This window comes from Shewanella canadensis (assembly GCF_003966225.1).
Lineage (GTDB): Bacteria > Pseudomonadota > Gammaproteobacteria > Enterobacterales > Shewanellaceae > Shewanella > Shewanella canadensis.
Genome location: NZ_RXNU01000005.1, coordinates 201,293 through 225,867, shown reverse-complemented (window position 1 = coordinate 225,867; position 24,575 = coordinate 201,293). Strand labels below are relative to the sequence as shown.

The window sequence follows — 24,575 nt, the reverse complement described above, 5'->3', positions numbered from 1 at the left end:
TCAAAACGATTCAATTTATGTTGTCATATCGACTCAATAGCCGATGTAAATCGACTTCATCTCTATTCAGAACATATGTTCAACATGGGATTAATATTATCAGGAATAAGTTGCCCTTTTTTTACAACAAAATAGCCCTAAACTGAAAACAGTTTGTACTCATATTTGAACAGTTTATCGCTATTTTTTGGGGGTGATGGGATTTTGATTCAATTTAGTACAAAAGTTAATGTGTTAACACGCAATTTTGCAGAAAAACCTTGCTCAAAAGCCCTTAAATCGGTAATTTCTATCCCCTTATGAATTTGGTAAGGGATCGATATGCCTCATATTCGTATGCGGGGGTTACCAGAAGCTGCTGTGGCTGAGTTAAGCAGGACGTTACTCCAGCAATTAGCCGATATTTGTAAAGTTAATTCGCAAGGATTCACTTTAGATTGGATTCCAAGCATAGGTTACCGTAATGGCTGTGTTGACCAGAGTTTCACACAAGTTGAGATGCTCTGGTTTCCTAAAGATCCCGAAACTCACCACTTGGTAGAGAAAGTTATCCGTGAAGCCGTTCAGAAGGCTTATCCGGAGTCACAGCATATTGTTGTGATGTTCAGGCAACTAGAACCTGAAACTTACTACCGAGATGGCCAGCATTTTTAAAGGAGATATCCTTGCTCAATAAGCTTGGCGGAATACCTGTCCAACCTGACGCCGTACGTTGGTTGTTGACACCTAAAGGCCTCAAGGCCGAATTATTAGAACGTATTGCCTCTGCAGAGCACTCGATTTACATCTCTGCCCTCTATCTTGAAGATGATGAGGCTGGGCGTGAGATATTAGCCGCTTTAATGTCTGCCAAGCAGCGCTCTCCCTCCATGGATATTAAGGTTTTAGTCGATTTCCATCGAGCCAGGCGTGGTCTTATCGGTCATAAAGGTGACAGTGGCAATTATCAGATGTACCGCAAGGTCATGGCTGAGGCCGAACACCCCATCGAGATCTTGGGAGTCCCCGTTAAGTCTCGTGAATTCATGGGCGTCCTGCACCTTAAAGGCTTTATTGTCGACGATACTGTCATCTACAGCGGTGCCAGTATCAATAATATCTATCTGCATCAACAAGAGAAGTATCGGTTCGACAGGTATCATGTCATCGATTCTCCCGAGCTTGCCCGTTCTATGCGTCAGATGATCCAGACCTATCTTGTCGAAGATATTGCCGTCTGTTCTCTGACTCAAGATAAAGAATGTGAGCTATTGCCAGAGAAAAATGATGTTCGTAGCCTGAAGAATCGCCTGAGTAAGGCGCATTATGAGTTTACGAAGGTTAACCATGGTAACCGGATAACACCGCTTGTAGGGCTGGGTCGTAAGAAGAACAGGTTAAATAAGCTGGTCGTTGATATGGTGGCTCAGTCCAAAGAGTCACTCTTTATCTGTACGCCATACTTTAACCCGCCTTATATTCTCGCCAGAGCGATGGCAAAACATCTTAAGGATGGGAAACGAATCGATATTGTTGTCGGTGATAAGACGGCTAATGATTTCTATATCCCACCTGAAGAGGAGTTCTCCACCATTGGTGCATTGCCATACATGTATGAGCAATCGTTACGGAAATTCGCTAAGAGACAGCAGTGGGCCATAGAATCAGGTCAGTTAAACATACATCTTTGGAAAGATGGTGTTAACAGCTACCACCTTAAAGGCATCAGTGCCGATGATAAGTGCCACCTGATCACCGGCAGCAATTTAAATCCTCGTGCTTGGGCCTTGGATCTTGAAAATGGTTTGCTGTTGCAGGATGAGTCCGGAGCCTGGAAAGAGAAGTTTGAAGTAGAACAAGCGCACATTCTTAAACATACTGAGCGTTTGTATCATTACAGTCAGATAGAGACATTAAATAACTATCCAGCGCCAGTACGTAAGATCATGACGCGTATCAGACGCCTTAAGGCTGACTTCCTGTTAAGAAGAATTCTTTAAAAGTATCAGGGCTTTCATGCCCTGAAATAGGTTGTCGACTTTGTTGTGCCAGTTGGAGCTCCCAACTGGCTTTTCTTTGTCCAATTTTAAATCTGGTCGCCAGAATTACTAGCTCCCTCGATTCCTCTTATTTACAACACCGCCACATCACTCTTATCCAGATCGGTACCAGATCTGGCATAGTTCAGAGCCAGTATCACTAACATCACCATCAAGGCACACAATCCCCCGATGCTAAGTTGTCCGTGCATTGGCACTAATGACATGACTAGTGCTGCCACACCCGCACCAAAATTTTGCAGGCCTCCCAGCAGAGCGCCCGCCACACCGGCATGACGTGGGAAGGGTTCTAATGCCGCCGATGTTAATACCGGGAACAGTATTCCGGCTCCGGTAAAAAACAACACCGAGCCCACGAGTAAGCTCCAGTTAATAACAAGGTTGGACAGGCCAGGGATAAGCATGAAGAGTGCGCCCGAACCCAGTAAGGCAACGCTTCGATAAGTACTCTTATTATTATCTTTTAATTTCGCCGCATAATAGGCGCCGGCAAGATAACCGGGGATCGGAGCAACAAAGTATATGCTGACCCAAAAAGGAGAGAGCGCTAATACCTGACCGTAGAGCACGCCGGCAACGGCCTCAAACGCCGCAATACCTGAAAATGTGGCCACGAGACAAAGCAGATAACTTTTAAACTTTCTATGGGCTAACACGAACCGGTATGAGGCCATGATTGACTCAGGCTTGCGTTTATCCGCTGGAAGCGACTCCTTAAGTCTGAATATAACCAAAAGCAGAACCAGGGCACCGAAGCCTGCCAACAGAGAGTACACAGACTGCCAGCCAAAGTAATGTGTCATCATACTGCCTGCAAAGGGCGCAAGAAGAGGCGAAAATATGACGGCCATCGAGATATAACTGTTTAGTGATACCAGTGGTTCACCAAAATAGTGGTCCCTTGGAATGCTCCTGCATAATGCGCCAGCACTGGCCGTCCCCATACCCTGAAGCAGGGTGGCGGCAATAAGCTCGTTATAACTTGTTGCAACGCTAGCAAGTAAAGCGCCAATGACAAACAGTGCCAAGCCAAAGATTAGCAGTGGTTTTCGACCCAATCGGTCTGATGCAGGTCCATAGATAAACTGGAGCAGGCCATAGGAGAGTAAGTAGCAGGCCATGATCGCTTGCAGCTGTCCCGCAGTCACAGTGAAACTGTCTGCGATTGCCGGCAGGGCGGGTACAAATATCGTCTGTGCCATTTGACCACAGGCAACCATCATCACAATCAGAAAGATAAGTGAGGAAAAACCCGGGTTATTCTGGCTTGGGTTTGACTTCATCAAAGGGCCGCTCATTCTTACTCCAAAACTGCATAAATAGTACTTTAATAAGGATGGCGCATCATACTGAGTATTTTGACAATTACAATCCATTAGGCCTAATAAATTCAGGCATTTATTTTAAAACTTTTGATAAGTTTTTCTAAGGTGTAAGTGCTGTAAACGCAAGCTTACACCTTGTATTGATGGCGTTACAGGTGCGTTGGGCTCAAAAATTGATTAATGGGCACTAATTCGAGTGGTCTCTAATGCGCAGGCCTGATTCCATTATAGCGTTTCATGGGTAATTCCCTGACTTTTTCCCGGCTAAAGCCGCTCCTACATGTAGGAGCGTGCTTTAGCCGCGAACAATACTTGTGAGACATTGAGGTTAAGCGTAATATGCCCAGCCTTAATCCTCCTCTCGTTATGCCAGAGTGTGTTTGTGATTAGCCAGCCGGGTTCATCAGCAATTGTTGAAACAGGTATTCGCGTTGGCTTGCTAAGAGCTTGGGTAATATTTTGCTATCAAATTTTTTAACGGTAATCATCTAGAATATGAGTTTTCACCAGCACGCAGTACATAGACTTTATCAATATCGTAAGGCTATCTCCACCAAACCCTATGGAGCACGGGGGAAAAACTTGGTTCGTTGTGAACAATGTCTACTTGCCGAGGTGTATTGCACCTGTGAATCTCGCACACAGCTTGAATCGAATAATGCTTTCTTATTGATAATGTACGATGATGAAGTGTTAAAACCCAGTAATAGCGGGCGTTTAATTGCCGATCTTATTCCCGATACCCATGCCTATATCTGGTCGCGTACTTATGCTAACAGGAAAATGTTGGCCTTGATCCAGAGCCCTGAATATCAGCCCTTCGTGATTTTCCCTGGTGAATATGCTTATGATAATCAGTCCATAGTCGACAAGGTTACCCCTTCGTCTATCGGCGAGGGTAAGAAGCCCCTGTTTATCATGCTCGATGGTAGTTGGCGTGAAGCGATAAGAATGTTTCGCAAGAGTCCCTATCTTCACAAATTGCCACTGCTGTCTTTTACGCCGGATACGGCTGCTAAGTATGGTTTACGAAAAGGCAGTCGCGATTTTCAATTGGGGACGGCAGAGGTTGCGGCTCTGGCACTGGGGGTATCGGGTGAGCAAGCAAATGCCGAATCACTCAATGCCTGGTTTGAACTCTTTATCGAGTCTTCTATTTTTAGTCGAAGCCGTAAAAGCACCTCAGATTTAAGCCCCTTGGTGGAGCTTACTCAAGCATTTAAAGCTAGCCTCAAATAACGTTCTCTCAACTCAATTTAGTCGCACCTATATATTCACAAGTGCGAGTACAGCCCAAAAGAGCTTATAAGGTCATCACTTCAGGTTGGTCTTATAATCAAACTCTCAGTCATTGAAGAGGCTATTCGCCAGACTGCTTAGAGACATAAAAACCAGGATTTACATCGCCTGGCGGAGGCAAAAAGATTCAGCCCTCATTTCTCATCATTTCATTAACCATCTTCTTTCTTTTTCTTGATGTATGCAACGCTAAGTCATTACAATGTGTGCAATTGTGTTTATCGTAATGGCTTGTGTTGTCACTATTATCATTATAAAGCCAGTCTCAAATCTTTAATCGGCAATAAAGTAACCGATCACCAAAATTAAATCATGGATGGAACTATGCCTCATTTTCCACAGAGCGCTCAGATTAACCCACTCGCGAAATTTATAATCACTAGCTTCAAGCGCCCCTCAATAGGGTTCGCTATCTTACTTGGATCCTTGGCAGGCATTAGCGGATGTGAAGAAGTGGCGCCGACAATCATTCCTAAAGCCGTCGTAGTCGAGCAGGTGTCAACGGCCACAGTCCCTCTGTATGGCAATTACATTGGCGTGACTAAAGCGTCATTGGATGTTGAGGTGAGGGCGCGGGTAAACGGTTTTGTCGAAGATAAGAGTTTCATCGAAGGAAGTGGAGTAAAAGAGGGTTCGGTTCTCTATCGAATCGACGATCGCCCCTATGTTGCCGTGGTTAACCGTTTGAAGGCAAATGTGGAGTCTCAGCAATCGGTATTGGATAAGGCTCAGCGCGATGTTGCGCGTTTAAAGCCACTCTATGAACAAGATGCAGCCAGTCAACTAGATTTCGATAATGCCCTGTCGGTATTATCGCAAGCTAAATCAAGCTTAGCCGCGAGCAAAGCGGAGCTGGAAGAGGCACAACTCGAACTAAGCTATACCATGATACGTTCACCTATTAGTGGCTTAGTCAGCCGCTCCGAGGTCGATATCGGGGCCTTGGTTGGAAGCAGTGGCCAGTCATTGTTAACCCGGGTTAAGCAGGTAGCTCCCATCTACGTGACCTTCAATATGTCGGCACTCGATTATCTGAACGCAAGACGACGTATGACGAGTTATTCAGAGAAAAAGGAGGCCGAGTCAGAGGGGAAGGCAGTCGAAGGATTTGTTACCATCACGCTCCCCGATAACAGTGAGTATCGATATTTGGGTGATGTACGCTTTACCGACCCGTCAGTCAATCCAGAAACGGGCACCTTTCAGGTTCGCGCCGAACTACCTAACCCGGATAAAGAGCTGCTTCCCGGTCAATACACTAATGTGCGCATCAAGCTCAATGAGGTGCATAATGCCATCGTCATTCCTCAAAAAGCCACTCAGGTAGAGCAGGGCGGTGTGTATGTGATGGTTGTTTTACCGGATAACAAGGTAGAAAGACGTTTCATCGTCATCGATCATCAGGGGCTTATGGGGGTCGTGGTACAAAGTGGGTTAAAGGCCGGAGAGTTAGTCATAGTCGAAGGCATGCATAGAGTCAGGCACGGCCAAATTGCCGAGCCGCTAACGGCAGAGCAATATCATAAGAAAGAAGATTCAAAAGAGAAACAGCAGGCGCTGAAGCAACAAGAATTAGAGCAGATACAGGAGCAAGAATAATGGCTCAGTATTTTGTTAATCGCCCTGTTTTTGCCAGCGTGATATCCATCGTTATCGTGCTCCTTGGCGTTATTGCCATGTTCCAGCTGCCGATAGATCAATACCCCTATATGACGCCACCACAGGTTAAGGTCTCGGCATCCTATCCGGGGGCAACCTCCACAACGGCCGCCGAATCGGTTGCAACGCCGCTTGAGCAAGAGTTAAACGGTGTCCCCAACATGATCTATATGAGCTCGAAAAGTACCAACTCGGGCAGCGCTAACGTGACTATCACCTTCGATGTGGGCACCAATCCCGATCTGGCAGCCGTCGATGTTCAAAACTCGACCCAACAGGCGACGGGTAGCTTGCCAATCGATGTACAAACAGAAGGCGTATCGGTATCCAAAGAAGCTTCGGTTGAGTTACTCAAACTTGCACTGACCTCGAGTGACGAGCGTTATGATGAGATCTATCTCAGTAACTACGCCACCATTAATATCCAGTCGGCTCTGAAGCGCATTCCCGGTGTGGGCCGGGTACGTAATACCGGCTCCCGTAGTTACTCGATGCGAGTCTGGCTTAAGCCTGACATGATGGCAGGCTACGGCTTGACGACCAGTGATGTTATCGGTGCCATCAAGGCGCAAAATAAGGAGTCACCAGCTGGCTCTATCGGCTCTCAGCCAAATACTGACTCGCTCAGCATGACATTGCCCATTACCGCCGCGGGGCGTATGAGCAGTGTGCCACAATTTAATGAGATCATAGTGCGGGCGAACACAGATGGTTCATTGATCCGCTTGCGTGACATCGCCAGTATAGAACTGGGCTCCTCCGCCTACACACTGCAGTCTCAATTAAACGGCGCTAACGCCACTATCTTGCAGGTCTACCTGTTGCCGGGGGCCAATGCCTTAGAGGTGACAAAAAAGGTCAAGGAAGAGATGGCCGCCTTAGGTCAAAAATTCCCACAGGGGATGGAGTGGCAGGTCTTCTTCGATGCCTCGATATTTATCCAGAACTCGATAGACGAAGTAGTAAAGACACTCATCGAAGCATTGGTGTTAGTTATCCTAGTTGTCTATCTATTCCTGCAGAACTGGCGGGCAACCTTGATTCCGGCTATTGCCGTACCCGTCTCCTTGATTGGTACCTTAGCCGCTATGCTCGCCTTTGGCTTCACCATCAATACCGTCAGCTTACTCGCCCTGGTGTTAGCCATCGGTATTGTGGTCGATGATGCCATCGTGGTGGTTGAAAATGTCGAGCGTCTGATGCATGAGAATGGCCTTAGTCCAACAGAGGCGACCAAGGTGGCAATGAAGGAGCTATCCGGTGCATTAGTGGCGACCAGTTTGGTGCTGGCGGCCGTATTCGTCCCCGTCTCTTTCCTGTCAGGGATCACGGGCATCATGTACCGTGAGTTCGCGGTCGCGATCACCGTTGCCGTGCTTATCTCAACCGTGGTGGCGTTGACGCTTTCTCCGGCGCTATGTGCCTTGCTGTTAAGGCCGGGCGATCAGGCTACATCAGGTTTCTTTAAATGGCTAAACGACAAACTCGATATCAGTACGAGTAAGTATGTGGCGTTAGTGACGCTAACTAATAAGCATGCTAAACGCAGTTACCTGGCTTTTGCCGTGATGGTGGGTGGTGTGTATATCATTATGTCCGGCCTGCCATCGAGCTTTATGCCCGATGAAGATCAGGGACGTTTCTTTATCGATATGTCTCTGCCCAATGGCGCCACGGTTAACCGCTCACAGGCCGTACTCAAAAAAGCCGAAGCCAAGGTGCTTAATCATCCTGCCGTGGCCTACTCATTTACCTTGGCAGGTGAAAATCGCAGATCGGGCTCTAACCAAGCCAATGGCATGTTTGAGGTGATCTTAAAGCCTTGGTCAGTGCGCGCCGATGACAATGCCACCGTACAGCAGGTGATGAAAGAGATTAAGGTCTCCCTACAGGATATCTTAGAGGCCGAATTTAGTGTCTATCTGCCATCGGCCGTACCTGGTTTAGGTAATGGCTCGGGCGTCGAGATGGAGCTGCAAGATACATCCGGCACCAACTTTAAAGGCTTAATGGAAACGGCTGATGAACTGGTCGAGGCACTTAAACTACAACCCGAGATAACAACCGCCGGGTTATCGCTGCAGAGTGCCATACCTCAGTTGCACCTCAGTGTAGACGAAGCCAAGGCCATGGCTATCGGTGTTAATGTCTCTGATATCTACAGCACAATTAAAACCTTTACCGATTCATCGACCGTCAACGACTTTAACCTGTTTGGCCGCGTGTACCGGGTTAAGGTTCAAGCCGAAGACAGATATCGTCAGTTCCCTGAGCAGATAAAAGATTACTATGTTCGTTCATCCAGTGGCGCCATGGTGCCTATCGGTGTGTTAGCCGAATATGATTACTCTGTGGGTCCAGCCGCCGTGACGCACTATAATCTGTTTACCAGCGCGTCAATCAATGCATCCCCGGCTCAAGGCTACGCGTCGGGTGACGTGATCCGCGCCATCGAGCGTGTCGCCAAGCCTATGCTGCCAAACGAGTTCAGGTATGAGTGGACCGGGATCACGTATCAAGAGGTACAATCTGCAAACCAGACCGGCATAGCTGTAACCCTCGCCATGGTGTTTGTGTTCCTCTTCTTGTGCGCCCTATATGAGAGTTGGACACTTCCCATCGCTGTGTTACTTATCGCGCCTATCGCAATGTTGGGGGCGGCGTTAGGCACATTAGTCAGTGGCATGGAGAGTAACCTATTTTTCCAGGTCGCCTTTATCTCACTAATCGGTATGGCGGCAAAGAATTCGATTTTGATTGTCGAGTTTGCCAATCAGCTGCATAAACAGGGCAAGAGTCGTTTGGAGGCTGCTTTGGAAGCCGCAAATATGCGCTTCCGTCCTATCTTGATGACCTCAATGGCCTTCATCTTAGGGGTACTGCCCTTGGTGTTGTCGGTTGGGCCTGGCGCCGTGAGTCGACAATCGATCTCGATTCCCATCTTGTGTGGCATGATCTTCGCGACCACAATCGGCATAGTGATGGTGCCGCTCTTCTTTGTCACCACTGCGGGATGGCTCAAGTCCAAAACCGAGTCAAACAAGCAGAGCTGTGATAATGAGGCTAGTGCCTCAACGAGCGAACAGGGAGGGGCAGTTTAATGAAAAACTCTATGTTCAAAGGTCCTGCTTTAAAAGGTCAAGAGTTCAAACGTCGTCATAACCGCTTCGCATTCATCGCCCTCGTAGGCTGCACATCGATGCTAGCTGGGTGCGCCATGGGGCCTGATTATCAACAGCCACAGCTGGACCTTCCGAGCCAGTATCATAATGAATTGCTTCAAATCGAGGGCGAGAACATAGGTAAAACCCAGTGGCGGGATTTTTATCTGGACCCACAGCTACAACCATTAATTAGCCATGCTTTGGCGCAGAACCTGGATCTGGAAACTGTACGCTCTCGGCTTATTGCTGCAAGGCAGCGCATTATCGTTACCGGCGCGGCTTTGTATCCTAAAATCGGGATCGATGGCTATGGCGAACGATCACTCGATAGTGGACTGACCAGTACTGATCCTTCCAGTGAAAATGAGTTCAACTTATCTGGCGTCGTATCTTGGGAACTGGATATCTGGGGGGCAAATCGCAGGCGAAGCGAAGCTGAATATGCCAACTTCCTGTCAGCTCAGGAGTCATTGAACTTAGCGACAATTAGCTTAATAAGCGACGTCGCCAGCCGTTATTACGAATGGCTGGATATCGAGCAGAGATATCAGATCTCAGTCAATACTGTGGCCCTGCGTAAAAAGGAGCTGGATTTGGCGCGTCTTCGCAAAGAAAACGGCGTGATCTCCGGCTTAGAGGTAAGGCAAGCAGAGGTTGAATATCAGAGTGCCAAAGTCACCTTACCCGATCTCGACTTCGAAAGAGGGGAGAAGGCGAATCAATTGAGGATCTTACTCGGAGAGTTCGATTATCCACTGCAGCCACAGTCCGAAGAGGAGCTTAGAGCCGAAGGCGCACATTTCCCCACACAATTTAATGTCGGTGTCCCCTCTGAGATGTTATCTCAACGTCCCGATGTAAAGGCGGCCGAACAGGCCTTGATCGCGATGAATGCCAAAGTGGGGGTCGCCAAGACGGCTTTTTTCCCGAAGTTTACCATCAGTGGCAGTTTTGGGCGTGAATCCGATGAACTAAGTAACTTGCTCGATAGTGAGGGCGTGACCTGGTCGTTACTCGGAGGCATTACGGCGCCAATCTTCAATGCCGGGAGTATCTCTGCTCAGTATGAGATAGCCAAAGAGGAGTCCAGACAAGCAATGCTTGCCTATAGAGATACGGTGCTAACCGCTTACTTTGAAGTCAATGATGCCATGAATAGCTTCAGACGTTCTGAGCTTGCCATTCATGCGCAGCAGGAGCTGGTGGCAGCCTCAAGTGAGTATAACCGTCTGGCCGGACTGAGATACCGCAATGGAGTCGCCAGCTCGCTGGATCTTATGGATGCTCAACGTAAACTGTTTAGCGCCCAGCTCGCCTTGAGTCAGATAAAACGGGACAGACTCCTTTCCATGATAACGCTTTACCGCGCTCTGGGTGGTGGGATTCTTTCGCTACAAGATGCACCGCCAGTGATGGGTGCCGATATCGAAGGGGAATAGCTCAGAGCTAAAAAGAAGAGTTGGATAAGTCATGACATCAGGGATGCTGGGTTATAAGTTTTGCCAAATAGCCCAGACTTCCCTATATTGATAATAAGGCCAGTAACGCTATGGTCTGTGCCTAAGCTTTAACCCTTCAGTATATCTGTTGTGCCTTATCGCTTCGTAATCCCAACATGAGGAGTGATAGATGACCAAACGCCCCATCCATAAATTTCTCCTATTGTCCGTATGCTCAATAGCGACATATTTGAGTGTGAGTATGCTTGCAGATGTAGATAACTCAGCCTACCTTCATGCTTTTAAGCAGGAAACTAACCATAAAAGAGTACAACAAATCAGCTTCAATCGTTATCAAGTCGGGCATGTTTGTAAAGAGAGGGGCTGGGAGTTTTGCGAGTCCTGGTCAAGGTACTCCCGTACGCGCCTGGCCTAAATGAATTATTTCTCTGGCTACTATCTGTACTAAATAACTCTATCCAAGTTTTCGCGGCTAAAGCCGCTCCTACAACAAGAAGCCTCGCTCCTTATTCTTCACTCTTGGCCATCAGATAAGCCAGCTCCGCAGCGTTACTGACTTGCATCTTTTGCATCACTTTCTGCCTATGTAACTCTATGGTGCGCTGGGCAATGTTTAATTCGGCGGCAATGACTTTATTCTGCTTTCCTTCAAGCACCTTTAACATCACCTCGTGCTCTCTAGGGGTTAAGCTTGCGACTCTATGATCTATCTCTGTTTGCAGGCGAAGTTCATCAAAAGATTGTAAGCTTATCTCTTTTGCCCGCGCTAACAGTAAGCTAAGTTTATCGCCATCGACAGGCTTCTCCAAAAAGTCTATAGCCCCTTGTTGTATCGCTTGTACAGCCATAGTGATGGTTCCGTGGCCGGTAAGCATGATGACACTCAAAGGGCTGGCGGCAGCTTTGATATGGTGAAGTAACGCAATGCCGTCCATGTCTGGCATCTGAATGTCTAAGATAGCGATGCCAGGTCGAGTAATATCGACCGCACTCAAAAAGGTTGCGGCATTTAAAAAGCCCTGAGTTTTGAGTCCGAGACCATCGAGCATCCAACTCAAAGAATCTAATACATCCTGATCGTCATCAACGAGGTAGATATCACACATCTTGTTGCTCCTTTATGGGCAAAGAAACAGTAATTTTAAGACCTTTAATCAGATTAACGGCATGGATCTGACCGCCGTGTTCTTCAACGATTCGTTTACAAATCACCATACCGAGTCCGAGCCCTTTCTCTTTCGAGGTTTCAAAGGGAAAGAAGAGTCGACTCAGGGCCTCCTCTGATAACCCAATGCCACTATCTTCTATAATAATTACCGCATGCTTGTCTTCTTCAACTAGCTGGATCCCAAGCTGAGGCATATCATCAGATTCCATCGCATCGAGAGCATTTCGGATAAGGTTGACTAATACCTGTTGTATCAGGCTGATATCGGCAATGGTTGTAACTCGCTCCAGTGACAACTTGGGTGAGAGATGCATCCTTTTAAACTCTGGGGCCATCAGGTTCAGGGTCTCTTCAATTAGGTTCTTGAGATCGCATTTTTCATACACACTGGGTTGCTGGCAAAACTGCCTGAAACGTTTGATGGTGCTCTGGGCTCGATCTACTTGTTCAATAGCCTTATTCAATGCGCTATTTAATTCACCTTGTTCGGGTGTCAGGCGATACAGGCAGCCTTGGGTTAAATATCTGATCCCGGCGAGCGGCTGATTAAGCTCGTGGGCGATACCTGAGGCCATCTCTCCGGTTAGCAGTACTCGCTGCGCCTTGTAAAACTGTTTTTGTTGTTCAAATAATTCCTTTTGAGTTCGTTGATGTTGCTCCATCTCTGAAGATAGTGCGCGTGTACGCAGAACAACCAAACGCTTGACTCGCAGATGGTGCAGGTATCCGAGTAGTAAAAGGATCAAAGCCCCGATGACCCAAGGTACTGCACCTTTAAGTAAGAACTCCCAATTGGTGACAAACGGCCACCGGTTGAGTGTACGTAGTAATCTAAATACCTCACGGTCATTTACCGGTGCCGACCAGTATTGGTATCGCCCGGAAATGGCTTCTTTGTCTTTATTCGTAATTTTAAGTAAGGATTTAACGACTTGGGTGGCCAAAACATGATCGGTATGGCCGAGTTTAGAGAAGGCATATGAGGGATACAGAGAACTGGATACGGCACATTCATAGTTTGGCACCTCTTTTTGGAGCACCACTTTCAATGCCGTCTCGGGAACGAGCCCCTTTTTAATCGCCGATTCGAGCACACAAGAGGGCAAGATAGCGACATCGGCCTTTTTATCTAATACCAGGTTGAGCAACTTGTCTTGGGGAAATCCAACGAAGGTGAGTTTTTTGAAGTCTTTAAACGGGTTAATACTGTGAGATGCCAGTTCACCGGCCAGAATTTGAAAGCCACCAAAGGCATTGGGATCTGATGAGACGACTGACATGGTACTGAGTTGTCCAATATCTTCGATGTTGAGTGAAGAACGTGTGATCAAGGCAGAGCCTACAGCATGGTCCGGATCCGAGTGATAATTAGGGACTAGTGAAAGTAGGTTACTCACACCATAGTCTTTCTTAAATGTCACTGTGGTGAGTGCATTACCGATAATGAAGTCGAGCTTGTCATTTGCGACAAACTCTTGCAATTCACCTGGGGTTAATGGCAGAACTGAAAAAGTATGACCCGTATTCTCGGCAACCCGATCGAAGGTCGGTGCCCATCTCTGGTAAACGGTGTCGGGGGATGCGAAAGAGAGAACTCCGATCCTCAATGGCTCATTCCCATCTGCAGAAGCAAAGCAGGAGAGCAGTGAGGTTATCAATAGCAAGATTCGTTTCATAAAAGCGTAGTTCGGTGACCTATTGTCATTTTGTTTTAATTATCATCTATAATCTGAAATTATGATAGCGAGTCGCATAGAGCGAGGGAGCTGACACACAATAATGGCTTTATTGCGGGAAACCACTATATCACTATCATAATATCAGTTGGTATAATCAAGTTGCCATAAATTTTGTTAAGTATTAGTTGTATAAACTCAGTTAAATAATTTGGCCCACCAACTCACGCTCAATAAACTCACTTAAATAAATGACCTGCAAATATGACTTATTGTTTGCAAATTAGTTTTATACTAATTTCTTGGTTTAAATCTGTATTTGTCGAAGTTAGCCGAACTTACCTTATTTCCTTCATCATCTAAATACCAAACTGCTTCCAGATAATCTGAACGGTCTGTAAATTCGAGAGCCTGCTCGAGTGGCATTAAGAATAGTGTCGTAGATATGACATCGGCAAATATTTGTTGTCCGTCGAGAACGACAGACGTCGATATCCCTTTCGGTTTAGGTCGCAATGTCTTGGGATCGATAAGGTGGTGGTATTCCTGGTCTTTAACCCGGTAATAGCGCAAATAGTTACCGCTGGAGACTATGGTGAGATCGATACCATGAACGACTTCGTGGTATTGGCCTTCAAACTCCCTACACTTGGGGAGTTGATAATCATACTTCTTGCACAGAGGATCTTCGATGGCCGTATTAAACTCTCTACCATCGGGATGTAACCCGTAGTGACGTATATTCCCACCAGCATTGATCATAAACGAGCTAATCCCGTCAGATTTCAGCTGCTCATAAACTTTCTCGGCCATCCATCCCTTTGCGATCCCGCCAAGGTTAATGCTCATACCGGTTTTCATGCTGATTGTATTACCCGTGGTGTTTAGGTTGATCTCATCGATATTGATATATTTAGCGGCTTCATTTAATTCGCTAAGGCTTGGCGTGGTGCAGATGTTTTGTTCTTTAATCTCACCTTTACAGGCATTTCTGTGTTTACGCCAGACATCGATAACCGGTGACAGGGCGATGTTGAAATAGCCATCACTCTTCCTATACCATTCGAGCCCGGCTTCTATTAGCTCAGTTAACTTAGGGTCAATTTTGTGGTTATGACTCGGGTCATTATTGATACTTTTGATGTTTTCGACATGGGGATAAGTACTGTAATTTGATGCGAGGTAGTGATATTCCTGAACCACATTGAGCGCGTGACACAGTGCCGGACCTGCCGCTTCAGGCTTGCTGTCATACACATCGATAGTGATGGATGTGCCAAAATACTTAAGTGTATTCAGGGTCGACACTCCATCTGAATGACTAATGATCCCATTTCCCTCACATTGGTAAGGTTTAAATGTGTCCTGGATGGCAGGCTCACTATTTTGTTTTGCGATAGCCGTACTCGACACAGAGATCCCTAAAACAAGCAGAGTAGATAATAGTGATGGCCGGAATAGTCGATTCATAATAGATAGTCGATTCATAATAATTACCCAAATATGTCTTTTTATAAAAATAATGATGAACACTTATTAAATAAGTAGCATGTTAAAAAGTGCTAAAGGTAATTATTATTGCCAATGTGTTAACTGGATCAAATATTCTAAATAAACAACTATATCCTGCGGTTTTCCGCAATAGTTATTATTTTTGTGCTCGCTATTCTGTATGAAAACTTATGCAAATTCTATATCAAGTTATAAACCAAGTTAAAAGGCAGAGACGAGATGATAAAAAACAATACATTTAAAAGAAGTCTGATTTGTACGGCAGTCACCATAGCAAGCTTAGGGTTGGCTGGCTGCGCGACAACCTCTATTGAAGGTAAGTACGTTGACGGAGCTCATGAAGTCAGCGCCAAAGGTAAAAAAAGTAAAATCACGTTAAACGTTAATGTTAAAGACGGCAAAATTACCGATGTGACGACAAAATCACATAAAGAGACCGAGTCGCTGTTTCTTAACGCAGAACGCCTCCTGGCAAAAATCGTCGCTAATAATGGTCATGAAGGGATCGATGCCGTATCCGGTGCGACCTTCTCATCTAACGGGATCTTAAAAGCGATAAATAAACTCCCCAGAGTCGATGGAAGCACACCTGAATACGTGTCTGTCGGCTCGAAAGAGGAGTCTGGTAATGATGACTTTAAACTGAAATGGTCAATTCAACCCCAGCTTGGCATGGTCATCGGCGATTACTACTACCAGGAAGCCAGATTCCGTCAGGGCCATATGGGTAGCATGGCTATCGTTGTCGAGAGTCACGATGCGAAAGATGTGATCTTCGCGGAATTCAATGAGAGTGGCCGCCCAAACTATTACACCCGACTTTTCCAGGATGTCCCTAAGCGTACCTCAGAGTATAACTTCTCAATGGGTAAGAAGAAGGGCACGGCCTGGGTTCAGTCAGCATTAACCATGGAGAAATTGATAGTTGAGCAAGACAAGCTCACCTTCGATTTAAACCCGGATTATGACCCTAAGTTACGTAACAAGTTAAAGCAACCCAACCGCCTGAAGTATTCGGGGATTGACGTGGTAGCAGGGGCATCAAACAGTATCCAGCAGTCAATGGTACCACTAACGGCGAAAATTCATGCTCAGATCAATGGTGAAGGAAGCAAGCTTAAGTTCTATCAAAATGCTGAAAAGCAGTTAGATAAAAATGGTAAGTGGACTGGTATTACAACCGTATTGCGTTTGATCCTAGATACAGAGACAAAACAGATCACTAAGTCTTATTTTGATGAAGTTTTCGCAGACGAGAAGATTCAGATAAAAGACGCGCCTCTTAAGAAGCATTACCGTCAATCTAAATATGCCTCAATCAATTATGTTGAGCCGGCACGAATTGGTTTTAACGTGATGTTTGATGCACTAAACGTCCATCTTCAACAGGGTGGGTCTCTATTCGATATTAATGACCTGCCAGCCACCGGAGACTCCGGAAGCTATGCAGCAACCGGTTTCACCAAACGCTCCTCTTCATGGGAACTGTATCTCAAGCAGGCAGATGTTCTCTATAAACAGATGCGTATCGATGGCGTGATTGTTGAGCACAAACAACCCACTTCTAAGTAATACAAAATAAATCAAAAGAGACGATGATTATGAAAACATTTACACTTTCCTTGTTAGTAACCAGCATGCTGGTATCTCCTCAAATCTTGGCCGAAGACCTATACAAATTTTACGGCCGTATTGATTACTCTGTTACTAATTCTGACAGTGGCTCTGCAACTCATAATGGAAAGAGCGGCACCGTGCTTGAGAACAACTGGAGCCGATTAGGTATCAAAGGAAGCAGTGAAATCCTGGAAAATACCCAACTTTTCTATCAAATAGAAGTGGGCGTTAACGGCGCTTCACAAGATAAAGGAAAGAATCCTTTTTCATCAAGGCCCACCTTTATCGGTATTAAACACGCCTCGGCCGGCCAACTGGCTGCGGGTCGTATCGACCCGGTCTTTAAGATGGCTAAAGGCACTGCCGATGCGATGGACATGTATTCGATGAAACACGATCGACTGTTTGCCGGTGATAAGCGTTGGGGTGATTCGTTAGAATATAAAACGGTAAAATGGAACAAGTTACAACTTGGCGCCAGCTACATCATGGAGGATAACTATTATGGTGAGGATGATCTTCGTCGTGATAACGGCAACTATCAATTAGCGCTCACCTATGGTGATAAACATTTCAGAAGCAGTAACCTCTATTTAGCCGCTGCTTACACCGATGGCGTTGAAGATATCAAAGGTTACCGTGCGGTCGTGCAATACAAATATGGCAACCTTATGCTGGGCTCTATCTATCAAGCATCTGAGCTGGTAAATCCTTATAAGACCAACTGGGAACAGCGTGATGGCTCCGGCTTTATCGTAAGTGCCAAGTATCAAATCGATAAGCTTTTGCTTAAAGCCCAATACGGACAGGACGATTCGGGTACCGGTAGAATCGCAGCAAAAGTCTATGATAAATATGGTGAGTCAGTGACGCAGACCCCTGAAGTTTCGCAGTGGGCAGTCGGGGCTGAGTACCGAGTATCTAAATCAACCCGCCTTCATACCGAAATTGGCCAGTTTGATGTTGAGCAATTCGATGACTTCGATGACACTATCGTCAGTGTCGGTGTCCGCTACGACTTCTAAATACAGCTAAGTAGATAAAATTCAACCCCAAATCTGTGCTCCCTGCAGAACCGGCACAAGGATGTGCCAGTCCTCACATTAGCTGTTTGACGAATCCAGTAAGCCCCAATCCAAATAGCCAATCAGGTAATACATTCGCGGCTAAAGCCGCTCCTACAAATACTAAATCAAGGGTTACTCAAACTTATCAAACGCGATAGCGTTATCGGCGATGCTATGTGATTTTAACAACTCTATAGTCGATTCCATCATGGCCGCAGGGCCACAGAGATAAAACTCAGTTTTATCCAGCGCTTTTTCAAGCTCAGTGGCTAGCTCCTCTCCCAGATGGTCCTGCACGTATCCCGTGGCGCCATTCCAATCTTGCCCGGGTCTGGAGAGTACCGGCAGATAATGAAAGTTTGGGTAGCTGTCTGACAGTTGTTGAAAGTGCTCACTGTAGATAAGGTCTAGCTGACTGCGGGCACCAAAATAAAAATAGAGTTCCCGTGAACTGGTGTTTTTAATTAGCTGCTCTTCGATCAAGGCCTTTAACGGTGCCATCCCCGAACCCGCTCCAACCAATACCATAGGCTTACTGCTCGATGGCCGGGCATAAAACTCCTCGAATGGGCCGACCGCTTCGATTGTTTCCCCCGGGGCCAGGTTACAGATGTAGCTCGACCCGATACCGGGTTTAACCCTCTCGTTGGGAGATGTCTGAATCTTCACTGTAAACACCAGCTCATCGGTTTGACCATCGCCATTGGCGAGCGAGTAGTTGCGACTGCAGGCTAAGTGCTCATATTCCATGTGTATAACGTCTTGCCAATGATGCAGCAACTCTACGGGTAGATACGCCGGAATCGAGCTGCCTTTAGCGGCTGGGATAAAGAAACGCATAAATGCGCCGGCCCTGAACTCCACGCGCTCACCGCTCACAGATTTAAAGCGCAGCTGCTTGATATAAGGAGAGATAAACTCGCTACTGATTAGCTCCAATTCATGAGTCTCGGCCTCTGTCACATCGACTAAGGTTAATTGCTCAAGTTCATCGCTGTTGTGCTGGCAGGCTAAACGATACCCCGCTTGCAACTCCTGCTCGGTCAACTGGCTCCTATCAGCCGAGGTCATTTTTACAGCACTGTCGACCACTATCTTGCACCGCCCACATGTACCGCCTCCGCCACACGTCGAGGGTAGGGCAATATCGTGATTGAGCAAACTGTCGAGCAGGTTTTCATGGCTGGCCATGGCAAGCTGCCCTATGCTTTTTGAATGCTTGTCGAATACCTTCACTTTTTTGGTTTTGGCCAGTTTACGACCCAAGAGTAAGGCTGGCCTGTATTGGCCGTTGAACCCCAGCTCCACCGTCCAGATAAGGCCGGTAAAGGCAAAAAACAGGGTGAAAATAGCGAAAACGATGACCTGAACATTGTTAAAACTGCCCTCGCTGGCGTAATCCATAAAGTGGAGCATAAAGATAAAATCGACAAAGCGTTTATCATCGTTACTGTGGCCTATCAGCCGGCCAGATCCGGCATCGACATAGACACTGGTATTGAGGTCATCGTCGATGTTTACCTGCCACAAGCTGTTTTGCTCCTTGGGGAAATCATCACTCGGTCCAGTGAGTTTAACTGTGGCCGCGACAGTTGCCGTGCCCTTATAGGACTCAAGAGCAATCACTGTGGCTATGGTTTTAGTAATAACAAACGGCTTGCCGGTGACTGCATCGACCAGTGAGTAGCTATTCTTGAAATGACGGTATAACCCTTTCTCATGGATAAGAAGGTAATAGGGATGAGAGAGCAAGGTTATCAGACTCATAGATACGGTAGTATCGTACTCCCGTATCACGGTTTTAGGTTCTATAAGCCGCTGTAGATCAACGGCCGGGCTCTCGACCCTCTGCCTGTTTTGATTCCCCGAGGCTTTATCATGATCCATGACATTGAAATACAGACCTGTGCCCAGCCAGACCAACAGTTGCAGTCCCACAAGAAGAGATAGCCATTTATGAAATGTTTTAATCAGAGACATGGCTGGTCTCCTTGTTTTCAGAGACACTTTCATTTCCGTCATCGTTATCTTGGGCGTTTGCCTTAAAAAACCTGAAATAGGTTAAGACTAAACCTAATATTGCCGCCAACAGTGAAAATAGGATGAACCAGAACAGTAACCAGTTGCTGGCATCTTCATCTTCATAGTCCATCACATGTAAGCTAAACATAGTGTCGAATGTTCGCCAGAACTCGTGGCGCTTGGTGACTAACTTGCCGCTGCGTGCGGAGAGATAAATAGAAGGGCTTCCAAAGTCATCGAAGTTAACCCGCCAGGCCGGTAGGGCCCGCGAGCTCAGCTCGAAGGGAGGGTTATCGGTGATAAGCTCGACATCGGCAATATCCCCGGTGCCACTGTAATAATGCCGCGCGGCGGTAACTGCCAGCTCTTCACCGATTGGAGAGAGTAGATGACCAGTACTGGCATCGAGAAGGTATTGAGTACCATCCTGTCTGAACCGATACACTTCCTGATTGATAAACAGGCCGACTTCAATCTGTTCGGCACTCGGGTAGCGCTTAATTAACTCGAACAAGGAATAAGTGATTTTATCGGGATTTACTTTGGCCTGATGGTTAACAACCAGGGTATCTCCATGAATATAGTCGATATCGAATATGACCATATAGGCACCGGACACAGACCAGATCACAAACTGCACACCCAAGAAGAGCATCAACCATCGGTGATATTTTCGACTTATTTTTAATAAGTTCATTATTGTTGTTTTTCCTATGAAAATTATTAACTGAATATATTTGAATGTAGATCAACGATAACTGGCCTTTGCCCGTTAGTTCTAGATGTTTGAAGTTGGTTGCCAACAGTTATTTTCACAATCAAGTCAGACTTGTATGCTCAAACATGCATTCAAATTTTATTTATGTCCAGAACTGCTCGGTTAAAACAGTGCAACCCTGACGTGTTACGACATCTTTAATGGCAATGGGTGTCTCATGAAATCGGTATGTACGCCGCAAGTTCATGTAGTTTTAACTTGCCGAAGTTTATTGAAAACCGCTACTCTGCGTTTACGCATTAAAGGAATAGAACCATGGAAACCCGTTTAAGCCGATACATTCTTCTTTTGATATTGCTGGTTGCAATCGGCTTACTGGTGCATGAAGAGAAAAACAGTGGTAGCGGTTTAACTCCCAGTCAAAAAGCAGTAGAACTTTTTTTAGCTAATCGTTATAAAGCGGGGCTTTTCTGCCGCGAAAAAGGGTGGGACTTTTGTGAACAATGGGCGGATTACCCAAGGAGTCGATTTAGTCGTGTAAATGCTGCCTTGCCTCATGAGTCACGGGAGGTCAATTTAACCGATCTTCAGCCAAACGAAATAGTACAGGGGCACACTAGTTACAACGATAGCCAGGCACTGCCAATCGATATTGAACTGCACGGCTCGCCGGTGAATAGCTCAGCTGTTTGCAATAAGCCTATACCTAAAGCCGTTAAGCAAGATAAAGGTAAACAGCAGATCTACAGCTGGACAGATGAAAATGGTCAGGTACATTTTACCGATGATGCCAGACAGGGCGACGAACATGATCTTTCGCTGACAACATATCAGGATGCTGAATATTCATTTGAACTGGCGGTAAAGTCCACAGGTAGTAGGCTCCCCTTAGCATTTAAGGACAAGATCACCGCAGCCATTAAAAAGGTCAGTGAGATCTATGAAATGTATCTTCCTCCATCGGGTGTTGCCCCCGTGAGTGTCGACCTTACTCTCGCGACGACCAAAAGCAGTTATCAGAGTCTCCAAAGTCAATATGCATCGAGTCTTGGCCCGAGCCAAGGTTTTTACGTTGCCCAATATAATATGGCAGCAGTTTGGCACAGGAGCGACAAACAAGCCTATCAAACGTCGGTTCACGAATCAGTTCATGTGATCAATGCCGGGCTGTTTGGCCCAACGCCTAGGTGGTTTAACGAAGGTCTTGCGGAATATTTTGAGGGGATCCGGATGTCAGGTTATGCCGCAAAGATCCCACCAAGAGAGTGGAAACGGGTCTTCTCCGGAAAAAGCGTGAGTTTAGACACTCTGTTTAGGGCGAAGCAAGAAACCTGGGCGGGCAGTCAACAGACCCTGCTGTATTCACAATCCCATTCATTGGTCCATTTTTTAATGAGCACACCTAAAGGCAAGATAACCATGAAAGCCTTGCTCGCTAATTTGGTAGAGACTCGCTGTGCACCATCTGATTATGTTTCGGTACTCAACACTTATCCCGGTGGTTTAACACGGCTACAAGCCGATTGGGTAAGCTGGATGAATAGTGAACGTTATCGAACCCAGTCTTTTTAATCGCAATACACACCGACACAATAAACCGTTCATCTAAATGTAGGGCCGGCTTTAGCCTGGAATGGATCTCCATTGAAAAAATCTTCGCGGCTAAAGCCAGCTCCTACAGAGATTGGATGAAATTGGTTTATCTAAATGTAGGACCGGCTTTAGCCGGGAATGGATCTCCATTGAATTGTCTTCGCGGCTAAAGCACGCTCCTACAAAACGTCATCCCGCACGAGTTCTTTGAATTCGGTGAAGGTGCTGCATATAAACTAAGATCTGTTCTGGCTAAAAAGCATTCATAGTGGTTGATATTTCGATGCTTTTATGAGCATATAGACCTTATATAATATATGGTTAAACTATCCACAGAAGTAAGAGTTCCAACATCGAATTCATTTAAAGCCTTTGATCTTAAAAGCATGGTTTAGATACCTGGATTTAAAGACCTTGATTTAGAAACCCTGATTTAGAAACATAAATTTCTAGACTTAGTTTTAAAACAAAATCTCACAAAAATGTTAGACACAGATAATCGCTATTTGGCAGCGACCACTCCATGGACGGCTTGCCTACTTTGATCCCAAGTCATGGTTACAAATCATGATCACAAAGGAAATGGTATGAAATCACAGTCCCATGATATGACCAATCCACCGGATCTGCTGTTAAGTGACGGTACCGGACCCTCAACGCAACGCCAACCAATTTTTCAAGACTATCTGCCTCCCTGTAATCAGGGCTGCCCGGCAGGCGAAAATATTCAGGGCTGGTTATCACTGGCTCATGAACAGAAGTTCGAGCAGGCCTGGCAACTCTTGATCGCCGAAAATCCGATGCCGGCAGTCCATGGTCGAGTCTGTTATCACCCTTGTGAATCTGTGTGTAACCGGGCCAATGTCGATAGCTCTGTCAGCATCCACCAGGTGGAACGATTTCTTGGGGATATGGCTGTCGAGCAGGGGTGGAAACCCAGATTCGAGGCCAGACAAAGTGGCAAGAAGGTACTTATCGTCGGCGCGGGCCCAAGCGGCTTGTCGGCGGCGTACCATCTTGCGCGGCTTGGCCATGACGTCGAAGTCCGGGACGCGGGCCCTATTGCCGGCGGTATGATGCACTTCGGTATTCCAGCCTACCGTCTGCCTCGCACTATTCTGGCGGCCGAGATCAAACGCATCGAAGATATGGGGGTAAAATTTACTCTCGATCATAAAGTCGAAGATCTCAAACAGGAAAAATCGGACGGACAGTTCGATGCGGTATTTGTCGCCGTCGGGGCCCACATCAGCCGAAAAGTCGAGATCCCAGCCCGTGAAGCGGGCCATATCTTAGACGCGGTGAGCTATCTGCGTGACGTAGGCAAAGGTGAGGCGACCAAACTTGGACGCCGTGTGGCTATCTACGGCGGAGGTAACACCGCCATGGACGCGGCGCGAACGGCAAAACGCCTGGGCGCCGAAGAGACGCTGATCATCTATCGCCGTGATATGGAGCAGATGCCGGCCCATCAGTTTGAAGCGGAAGAAGCCCTGGAAGAGGGGGTGAAGATTAACTGGTTGAGGACCATCAAGGAGATCAATCTCGATCAGATCACCGTAGAGAAGATGACACTCGATGAGCATGGCAAACCCGTGCCTACTGGCGAGTTTGAGACGCTTGAAGCGGATGCGCTTATCTTAGCGCTTGGGCAGAATATCGATTCCGAGCTGATGGCCTGTTACCCCGAGATCACCTTTAAACCCGACGGTACGGTTATCGTCGATGAGCAGATGATGACGGCGCGCAATGGCATCTTCGCCGGTGGAGATATGGTGCCCTGTGACCGAACTGTCACCATAGCGACGGGGCATGGTAAGAAAGCGGCCCGCCACATCCATGCATTCCTCTCCGGTACCGTTCACCGCTCCAAGACCAAGCCTCCAGTAGCCGATTTTGAATCCCTCAACCTCTGGTATCTCACAGAAGCGGAGCAAACCCATCAGCCCACGCTCCCGGTTGATAAACGAGATCATTCATTTGCCGAGATCCTCGGCAGTCTCGATACCAAACAAGCCACGTTCGAGGCCAGCCGCTGTTATAGCTGTGGTAACTGTTTCGAATGTGATGGCTGTTATGGCGCCTGTCCCGAGCAGGCCATAATCAAACTCGGGGAAGGGCGCTTCTATCAGATCGACTACTCCCGCTGCACAGGTTGTACAGCCTGTACCTTACAGTGCCCCACCGGTGCCATACATATGGTCACGACGCGCTAACGGTAACGCTAACTCTAACGAAATTGCACAGGAGTCATGA

16 protein-coding genes are annotated in these 24,575 nt (G+C 46.7%); 10 read left to right on the top strand and 6 right to left on the bottom strand.

The window, feature by feature from the left end:
* The first annotated feature begins 321 nt into the window (after window positions 1-321).
* Together EKG38_RS11580 and pssA are read left to right on the top strand one after the other, a co-directional pair.
* Complete coding sequence (locus EKG38_RS11580) at window positions 322-654, top strand: DUF1904 domain-containing protein (RefSeq protein WP_126520408.1); 333 nt, start codon at window positions 322-324, stop codon at window positions 652-654.
* Window positions 655-665: 11 nt separating this feature from the next.
* Window positions 666-1,979 (top strand): CDP-diacylglycerol--serine O-phosphatidyltransferase, encoded by a 1,314-nt coding sequence (pssA, locus tag EKG38_RS11575; protein WP_126520407.1) that lies wholly within the window; start codon window positions 666-668, stop codon window positions 1,977-1,979.
* A 131-nt stretch (window positions 1,980-2,110) separates the two neighbouring features.
* On the opposite strand, the gene emrD is transcribed toward pssA, so the two are convergent.
* Window positions 2,111-3,337: a multidrug efflux MFS transporter EmrD gene (emrD, locus tag EKG38_RS11570; protein WP_126520406.1), complete on the bottom strand. Its 1,227-nt coding sequence runs from the start codon at window positions 3,335-3,337 to the stop codon at window positions 2,111-2,113.
* A gap of 522 nt (window positions 3,338-3,859) precedes the next feature.
* Here emrD and EKG38_RS11565 point away from each other — a divergent pair.
* The 4 genes from EKG38_RS11565 to EKG38_RS11550 all read left to right on the top strand — a co-directional run bounded on the left by EKG38_RS11565 (window position 3,860) and on the right by EKG38_RS11550 (window position 10,925).
* Window positions 3,860-4,603, top strand: a complete 744-nt coding sequence (locus EKG38_RS11565) for a tRNA-uridine aminocarboxypropyltransferase (RefSeq protein WP_126520405.1) — start codon at window positions 3,860-3,862, stop codon at window positions 4,601-4,603.
* Window positions 4,604-4,987: 384 nt separating this feature from the next.
* Window positions 4,988-6,262, top strand: coding sequence for an efflux RND transporter periplasmic adaptor subunit (locus tag EKG38_RS11560; protein ID WP_246033153.1), 1,275 nt, complete (start codon window positions 4,988-4,990; stop codon window positions 6,260-6,262).
* Complete coding sequence (locus tag EKG38_RS11555) at window positions 6,262-9,423, top strand: efflux RND transporter permease subunit (protein ID WP_126520404.1); 3,162 nt, start codon at window positions 6,262-6,264, stop codon at window positions 9,421-9,423. Before EKG38_RS11560 ends, EKG38_RS11555 begins: the two co-directional genes overlap by 1 nt.
* Window positions 9,424-9,521: 98 nt before the next feature.
* On the top strand, window positions 9,522-10,925 hold the full coding sequence (locus EKG38_RS11550) for an efflux transporter outer membrane subunit (protein WP_439332655.1): 1,404 nt from the start codon (window positions 9,522-9,524) through the stop codon (window positions 10,923-10,925).
* A 527-nt stretch (window positions 10,926-11,452) separates the two neighbouring features.
* Here EKG38_RS11550 and EKG38_RS11545 read toward each other — a convergent pair.
* The 3 genes from EKG38_RS11545 to EKG38_RS11535 form a co-directional block, all read right to left on the bottom strand.
* A complete protein-coding gene (locus EKG38_RS11545) occupies window positions 11,453-12,052 on the bottom strand; it encodes a response regulator transcription factor (protein WP_126520402.1) in 600 nt (199 codons plus the stop codon).
* Entirely contained in the window at window positions 12,045-13,790 is a 1,746-nt protein-coding gene (locus EKG38_RS11540; protein ID WP_246033152.1) for a sensor histidine kinase, read from the bottom strand. The genes EKG38_RS11545 and EKG38_RS11540 overlap by 8 nt, the downstream gene beginning before the upstream one ends.
* 294 nt (window positions 13,791-14,084) lie before the next feature.
* Complete coding sequence (locus tag EKG38_RS11535) at window positions 14,085-15,278, bottom strand: FAD:protein FMN transferase (protein WP_246033151.1); 1,194 nt, start codon at window positions 15,276-15,278, stop codon at window positions 14,085-14,087.
* A gap of 243 nt (window positions 15,279-15,521) precedes the next feature.
* Here EKG38_RS11535 and EKG38_RS11530 point away from each other — a divergent pair, with 243 nt between their 5' ends.
* Together EKG38_RS11530 and EKG38_RS11525 are read left to right on the top strand one after the other, a co-directional pair.
* Window positions 15,522-16,874, top strand: a complete 1,353-nt coding sequence (locus tag EKG38_RS11530; RefSeq protein WP_126520401.1) for an FMN-binding protein — start codon at window positions 15,522-15,524, stop codon at window positions 16,872-16,874.
* Between the two features lie 29 nt (window positions 16,875-16,903).
* Entirely contained in the window at window positions 16,904-17,944 is a 1,041-nt protein-coding gene (locus EKG38_RS11525; RefSeq protein ID WP_126520400.1) for a porin, read from the top strand.
* A gap of 174 nt (window positions 17,945-18,118) precedes the next feature.
* Here the strand turns inward: EKG38_RS11525 and EKG38_RS11520 are convergent, their stop codons facing one another.
* A complete protein-coding gene (locus tag EKG38_RS11520; RefSeq protein ID WP_126520399.1) occupies window positions 18,119-19,966 on the bottom strand; it encodes a 2Fe-2S iron-sulfur cluster-binding protein in 1,848 nt (615 codons plus the stop codon).
* Window positions 19,953-20,705, bottom strand: a complete 753-nt coding sequence (locus tag EKG38_RS11515) for a PepSY domain-containing protein (RefSeq protein WP_126520398.1) — start codon at window positions 20,703-20,705, stop codon at window positions 19,953-19,955. Before EKG38_RS11515 ends, EKG38_RS11520 begins: the two co-directional genes overlap by 14 nt.
* A gap of 336 nt (window positions 20,706-21,041) precedes the next feature.
* On the opposite strand from EKG38_RS11515, the gene EKG38_RS11510 reads away from it, so the two are divergent.
* Entirely contained in the window at window positions 21,042-22,298 is a 1,257-nt protein-coding gene (locus tag EKG38_RS11510; protein WP_126520397.1) for a DUF4124 domain-containing protein, read from the top strand.
* Between the two features lie 575 nt (window positions 22,299-22,873).
* The gene (locus EKG38_RS11505) at window positions 22,874-24,535 is read left to right on the top strand and encodes an NAD(P)-binding protein (protein ID WP_126520396.1); all 1,662 of its coding nucleotides are present in this window, start codon (window positions 22,874-22,876) and stop codon (window positions 24,533-24,535) included.
* The last annotated feature ends 40 nt before the right edge of the window (window positions 24,536-24,575 follow it).